This is a genomic window from Nitratifractor sp. (assembly GCF_015487065.1).
Lineage (GTDB): Bacteria > Campylobacterota > Campylobacteria > Campylobacterales > Sulfurovaceae > Nitratifractor.
In genome coordinates this window covers 1-6,803 of sequence record NZ_WFQN01000110.1, presented here as the reverse complement: position 1 = coordinate 6,803, position 6,803 = coordinate 1, and the positions used below count along the sequence as shown (strand labels likewise).

General features: G+C 58.6%; 6 protein-coding genes. 5 read left to right on the top strand and 1 reads right to left on the bottom strand.

The genetic code is table 11. The features are described 5' to 3' along the window. Nucleotides 1-1,209: apolipoprotein N-acyltransferase (gene lnt / locus F8I07_RS05935; RefSeq protein ID WP_292657006.1), on the bottom strand; the 1,209-nt coding region annotated here is incomplete at its 3' end. 61 nt (nt 1,210-1,270) lie between these two features. On the opposite strand from lnt, the gene yajC reads away from it, so the two are divergent. The 5 genes from yajC to dacB are packed head-to-tail and all read left to right on the top strand — an operon-like array spanning nt 1,271 to nt 6,676. Beyond that, complete coding sequence (gene yajC / locus F8I07_RS05930; protein WP_292657003.1) at nt 1,271-1,540, top strand: preprotein translocase subunit YajC; 270 nt, start codon at nt 1,271-1,273, stop codon at nt 1,538-1,540. Between the two features lie 12 nt (nt 1,541-1,552). Continuing rightward, complete coding sequence (secD, locus tag F8I07_RS05925; protein ID WP_292657009.1) at nt 1,553-3,100, top strand: protein translocase subunit SecD; 1,548 nt, start codon at nt 1,553-1,555, stop codon at nt 3,098-3,100. Nucleotides 3,101-3,108: 8 nt separating this feature from the next. Then, nucleotides 3,109-4,080, top strand: coding sequence for a protein translocase subunit SecF (secF, locus tag F8I07_RS05920; RefSeq protein WP_292656999.1), 972 nt, complete (start codon nt 3,109-3,111; stop codon nt 4,078-4,080). 41 nt (nt 4,081-4,121) lie between these two features. Beyond that, entirely contained in the window at nt 4,122-5,279 is a 1,158-nt protein-coding gene (locus F8I07_RS05915) for a MalY/PatB family protein (RefSeq protein WP_292656997.1), read from the top strand. Then, nucleotides 5,276-6,676: a D-alanyl-D-alanine carboxypeptidase/D-alanyl-D-alanine-endopeptidase gene (gene dacB / locus F8I07_RS05910; RefSeq protein ID WP_292656994.1), complete on the top strand. Its 1,401-nt coding sequence runs from the start codon at nt 5,276-5,278 to the stop codon at nt 6,674-6,676. Before F8I07_RS05915 ends, dacB begins: the two co-directional genes overlap by 4 nt. Nucleotides 6,677-6,803: the final 127 nt, after the last annotated feature.

The following is a 6,803-nucleotide window of genomic DNA, read 5'->3' as shown; positions in this document are numbered from 1 at the left end:
ATACTCCAGAAGCAGGCGCTGGAGTGTCGGTTCGACGGAGGGATGAAGCCAGCCGTTGTTGCTGATGAGAATCAGGCGCTTGGGCCGGTCGGTGTAGAGCCGTTCGCTGGTCCCTTCGTAGCAGACGCCGATATGGTATTTCCTGCCCTCGATGGTGAAGGTGCCGGGGTGGGCGGCAGGGCGGTAATCAGGGGCTCCGTCGAAAAAGATCCGGTTGATCCATTTGCCGGCCCAATGAGGGAGGGGGTTGGCTTCGCCAAAGGGGACCAGCACCGCTTTGTCGGCGACTTGAAAGTGTCCCCGCTGAAAGAGATAGGCGGAGTTGCGGTGCTCTCCTCCGGGGCTCAGGTAGAGAGCCCCCAGAATGATGTCGATCCGGCGGGAGCGTTGCAGTAGCGGCTGGAGGATTTCAGCTTCGGTGTTGAGAAAGAAGGGCAGCACCGATTCGGGGAGAATCACCAACCGGGCCTTTTCCCGGATTGCCTTGTCGATCGCCTGGAAGACGGTCTCGATCTGGGGACGCAGATAGGCCCTTTGCCATTTGTGTTCCACGGGGACTCGGGTGCTCACCAGTACGATCCTGCCGGAAGGATCCGAGGGAAGTATATGAGGCTGGCGGAGGTCCAGGGCTGAGAAAAAGCAGAAGAGTGCCGCAAGCGAGAACAGAATTCTGCCCGGCATCTTGGGCCGTCGGGAACGCTGAAAGGTGTCCCGGATCAGCAGCACCCCGGCCAGCAGCAGAGCAAAGGAGCCTTTGTCCACCCCGAAGTAGCTATGCACCAGCACCAGTTCGGGCTTGAACCAATCGAAGCCGAGGGGATGGGCATAGCTCATACTTAAAAGGGCTAGCCCTTTTAAGTATGAGCTATGAATGGAGAATGGAGAATGGAGAATGGAGAATGATCGGTTGATACTCTGTGTCAGCATGTCGGAAAGCCAGGCAAAAAGCCAGAAGTAGAGGCCGTAGACCAGGGCGATCGCCAGGTCGACGAAGGGGATAGCCCAGGGATGGCCGTAGTGGAGGAAGCTGATGCCGATCCAATAGAACCAGAGCAGGCCGAGGAAAAAGCCGCTCCAGAACCAGCGACGGCGATCGCCGCTGAGCAGCAGGGCAAAAAAGCCCAGGGCCAGGAGGCTCTCGAGGAGGCGGTTCGACACCCCCCAGAAGGCCAGGTAGAGGAAGGCCGAACCGCACAGGGCCGTCAGCAAGCCCCCTGTTAATATGGAAGTGCTAAAATAGTCCGAAATTTTTTTCCACAAAGGATGCTCCATGTCACAAGGCGCGCTGGCACAGTTTCTGCCGCTTATTCTACTCTTTGTTATCTTCTGGTTTCTGATTATCCGTCCCCAGCAGAAGCAGCAGAAGGCCCACAAAGAGATGCTGGCCTCTCTCAAAAAAGGCGATCGGATCGTCACGGCCGGCGGTCTCATCGCCGAAGTGGTCAAGCCCGAAGAGGAGTATCTGAAGATCAAGATCAACGACGACACGATCGTTCGTCTGGATCGCGGTTACGTCGCCCGAAAAATCGAAACCGCCTGAGGATAGAGAGTGATGCGAAGGCTCAACTACCGGGTGGTGATTTTTATCACGGCCCTGATCTTCGGAGTGATCTTCTCGACCGTTTACAACAAGATTACTCTCGGCTTGGACCTGCAGGGAGGACTCCATATGCTTCTGGGGGTCAAGAGTGACGAAGCGGTCAAATCCCGTCTCAAGTCCATCGCCGGAACGGTCAAGTATATTCTTGAGGACAATGACATTGTCATCGACGAACTTTCGGCAGAAGGGGACAAGGTGACCTTCAAAGTCCTGGACAGTGATGACATCCCCAAGGTCAAGGAGCTGTTGAAAAAAGAGTTGAGCGGGGTCAATATCCTGGAGGATCAGGGTGCCTTCACGATCACCCTGACACCCCAGGAGATCCAGCGGACCAAAAAGCAGGCGATCGACCAGGCCGTCGATACGATCCGAAACCGCCTGGATCAGTTCGGATTGGCCGAACCTACCGTCGCCAAGCAGGGGACCGACAAGATCTTGGTGGAGGTCCCCGGGATCAAAACCCCCGCCGATGAGCAGCGGATCCGGGAGCTGATCGCCCGGGCGGCCCATCTGCAGATGATGGCGGTGGACGAGGACCGGGCAGCGCGGGTCTACAGCATGAGTCCCGCCGAAGCCAAGAAATACGGCGACGTGATCCTACCCGATGTGAAAAACTCCCAGGAGAAATATCTCCTCAAGGCGATTCCTATCCTCGACGGCTCCATGCTCACCGATGCCAAAGTGGGATTCGACCGGAACAACCAGCCTGTGATCAATTTCAAGCTCAACGGTGAAGGGGCCAAGATCTTCGGAGATTTCTCCGGCAAGAGTGTGGGCAAGCGCATGGCCATCGTCCTGGACAACAAGGTCTACTCCGCCCCGGTGATCCGGGAACGGATCGGCGGCGGATCGGGGCAGATCTCGGGGAACTTCACCCTCAACGAAGCCAACGACGTGGCCATCGCCCTGCGTTCAGGAGCGCTGCTGGCTCCGGTCTATGTGATGGAAAAACGTAGCGTCGGCCCCAGTCTGGGAGCCGACAGTATCCGGCAGAGCACCATTGCCTTGATTCTGGGCTTTATTGTGGTCGTCATCTTCATGGTGATCTACTACGGGATGGCCGGGCTCATCGCCGATGTGGCCCTGGTGGCGAACCTCTTTCTGATCCTGGCGATTATGTCGCTCTTCGGAGCGACGTTGACGTTGCCGGGGATGGCGGGGATCGTCCTGACGGTGGGAATGGCGGTGGATGCCAACGTCATCATCAACGAACGGATCCGGGAACTGCTGCGGGAGGGGGCCTCGATCCCCAAGGCGATCGAAGAGGGGTATGCCAACGCCTTCACCGCGATTTGGGATGCCAACGTCACGACCCTGATCTCGGCGGTGGTGCTCTACGCCTACGGCACCGGTCCCATCAAAGGCTTCGCCCTGACCATGAGTATCGGGATTCTGGCCTCGATGCTGACGGCGATCCTGGGAACCCACGGTATCTACCAATCGCTGCTGGATAAGATCCGGCGGGAGAAGCTGAACTTCTGGTTCGGCATCAAGGCATAGGAGAGCGTATGGAACTGTTCAGTTACAAAAAACCGATCAACTTTATGGGAGCGAGCCGGAAATTCGGTCTGCTCTCTCTGGTGCTGGTCCTGCTCTCCTGGGGGCTCATCTTTACTAAAGGGTTCAACTACGGGATTGACTTCGCCGGGGGAACCCTCATCCAGCTCAAATACAAAGGGGAGGCGCCGCTGAAGAAGATCCGGGAGGATTTGGCCAAGCACCAAGCCTTCAAAGACGCTACGGTAACCTATTTCGGCAGCAAGGCCGAGGTGATCATCCGCACCAAGAGCAGCTCCAAGTCCGTGGGCAAGGATGTGGGGGACGAGGTACGGACCATGCTCAAAGATACCGGCAGCTTCGAGGTCCGCCGCGTCGATATGGTCGGCCCCAAGATCGGAAGCGAGCTCAAAGAGAAGGGGCTGATGGCCATGGTCCTGGCGATCCTGGGCATCCTGATCTACGTCTCGGTCCGCTTCGAATGGCGTTTCGCTCTGGCGTCGGTTCTGGCCCTGGTGCACGACGTCAGTATCGCCATGGGGGCGATCGTCCTCTTCGGAGTGGAGGTCAACCTGGATATCCTGGCGGCACTTCTGACCCTATTGGGATACTCCCTCAACGATACCATCATCGTCTTTGACCGGATCCGGGAGGGACTGCAGAAGATCAAGGACCCCGACCTGGCCGGGATCATCAACGAATCGATCACCCGGACCCTCTCCCGGACGGTCCTGACCTCATTGACGACCTTCTTCGTGGTCCTTTCGCTCTTCCTCTTCGGAGGGGAGATCATTTACGGCTTTAGCTTCACCATGCTGGTGGGGATCATTGTCGGAACCTACTCCTCCATCTTCATCGCCTCACCGCTGCTGATGTGGCTGGGCTTCGATGTCAAAGGCTTCCGGGCCAAAGAGGCGGAGAAGCGGAAGCGGGAGAAGGAAAAAGAGAAGATGCGGGCCATGTATGAGCAGGGAACGATCTAGTGAGTGAGGAGTGAGGAGTGAGGAGTGAGGAGCGGGAAGATTTGCCCTGTTATGTCGATCGCCGCGGGAGCGGATCGAGCAAGTGGGATGCCCTGGAGGAGCGCTTCGGGCGTTCGGACCTGATCCCGCTCTGGGTGGCGGACGGCGATTTCTGCGCTCCCCGCACCGTTCGGGAGGCGATGGTAAAACGGGCTGAGCATCCGGTCTACGGTTATACGGAGTATGGCGAGGGATTTTTTGAGGCCATCGAGGGGTGGTACCGCCGCCGCTTCGGCTGGGAGATCCGCCGGGAATGGATCGTCCCCGAGCACGGAGTGGTGCTCTCTCTCAATCTGGCCATCGAAGCCTACACCGAGCCCGGAGAAGGGGTGATCGTTCAGACTCCCATCTATCCTCCCTTTCTCAAAGCGGTTCGCCACCACAAACGCCGGCTTCTGGAGAATCGGCTGATCGTAGAAGAGGGAGGCTGCCGTATCGATTTCGAAGACCTGGAGACCAAAGCGGCCGAGGCAAAGCTGCTCCTGCTCTGCTCTCCCCACAATCCCGGCACCCGGGCCTGGAGTGAAGAGGAGTTGCAACAGATCGCACGGATTGCCGAGATGCACGACCTGATCGTGGTCTCCGACGAGATTCACAGCGACATCGTCTACGATCGGCCCCACCGCCCTTTTGCTACGCTGCCGGGAATGGAGGAGCGGAGCCTGGTGCTTCACGCCCCCTCCAAGACCTTCCATATCGCCGGCCTCAACACCTCCTATGCCGTTATCCCGAGCGCTTCGCTGCGGCGGCGTTATCTGGCGGCTCACGACCGGGCGGGGCTGGACAACGGTAACTGCTTCGGGATTGTTGCACTGGAAGCGGCCTATCGGGGCGGTGAAGCCTGGTTGGAGGCGATGCTGGAGATCTACCGGAAAAATATCGACTATGTTCGAGGGTTTCTGCAGGAGCATACGCCGAAGATCCGCCCCCTTCCCGTGGAGGCGACCTATCTGATCTGGCTGGACTGCCGGGAGCTGGGACTGGATGACGAGGCACTGCAGCACTTCTTTGTCGACGAGGCGCGGCTGGCCCTCAATCCCGGTGTCGGCTTCGGCGAAGCGGGAAGTGGGTTTATGCGGCTCAATGTCGCCACTTCCCGGGCCAATCTCGAAGAGGCGATGCAGCGGCTCAGTGCAGCCTACCGGGAGTTGGAGGGATGATCCGAACCCCGGTGCTGCTCTTTCTCCTCCTGTCCGGGCTCTTCAGCCCCCTCGCGGCGATGCTTCCCACGACGATCTCCCAGCTATTGGCCAAAGATCATATTGCACCTTCCCAGGTTAGCATTTACATTATGCCCACCGGACATTCGACGGTTTTGGCAGAGCATCGGATCGACGCGCGGCGCAAACCCGCTTCAGTCATCAAGTTGGCCACGACCTACTCGGCCTTGCTGGAGTTCGGTCCGGGGTGGCGCTGGCCGACCCGGTTTTTCTACACCGGGACCTTTCGAAACGGGACGATCACCGGTGATCTGGTGGTCAAAGGCTACGGTGATCCTACCCTTTCGTGCAAAGACCTGCCCGGCATTGTCCGGCGACTGAAACGGATCGGGATCCGTCGTATTCGGGGAGATCTGCTCATCGACCGGAGCTTTTTTGCCGTAGACAATCGGATCAGCTCCGGTTTCGACAACCACCCCTACAGCGAGTACAACGCCATGCCCGAGGCGCTGATGTTCGACGATCATCTCTGTCGGATCATTGTCGATCCCTCCCATGGTACGGTGGAGAAGAAGATTCCCGATCCCGGCTTTCAGGTGATCGATCGTCTGCAATACACTGACAAAGCGTGCCGGGGGCGCTACAGCTGGCCCAGAGTCCACATCAGGCGGGAAGGGGAGCTCAGCACGGTCACATTGGATGGAACCCTTTCGCGTCGCTGTCGACCGCGAACCGTCAAGGCGGTGCTCAGCCATCCCTATCAGGGTTTCACCGCAGCTTTTCTACGGGAACTGAAGGCGGGGGGGATCACGCTGGAAGGACGGATGCGCCTGGCGAAGCTCCCTGCCGGGGCCCGGGAGTTGATGACCCACTATGCCGCCCCTCTGCAGAAGATCCTGGCCAAGACCAACAAACACTCCAACAATCTCTACGCCCGGCACATTTTCCTGCTCCTGGGGGCCAAACGTTTCGGAGCCCCGGCCACCGAGGCCAAAGGGCGCAAGGCGGTCCGGGAGATCCTGGGAGCCCGGGGAATTCTGGGTGAGGAGACGATCCTGGACAACGGCTGCGGCCTCAGCCGCCGTACCCGGACCACGGCGAGGGCGCTGCATCGTCTCCTGGAGGATGCCTACCGCCGTTATGCCTGGACCTGGATGGGAACCCTGGCGATCGCCGGGATGGACGGGACGGTCAAGCGGCGCTTCCGAAACTCTCCCGTCCGTCGCCGCGCCTGGGTCAAGACCGGGACCCTCAAAGACGCCAAAAATATCGCCGGCTACGTCAAAGGACGCTCCGGTAAACTTTACACCGTCGTGATCCTCTACAACGGTCCCGAGCGCTGGAAAGGTGCTCTGCTGGAAAATCAGATCCTGGAGTGGATCGTTAAAAATAAATGAGGAATGAGGAACGAGGAATGAGGAACTTTTGATTTCTCATTCCTCGTTCTCGGTTTCCTCTCCCAAGGAGAGAAATGAAATTCGAAACCTACCCGTTCGAAAAACTGACTCAGCTACTGGCAGATGT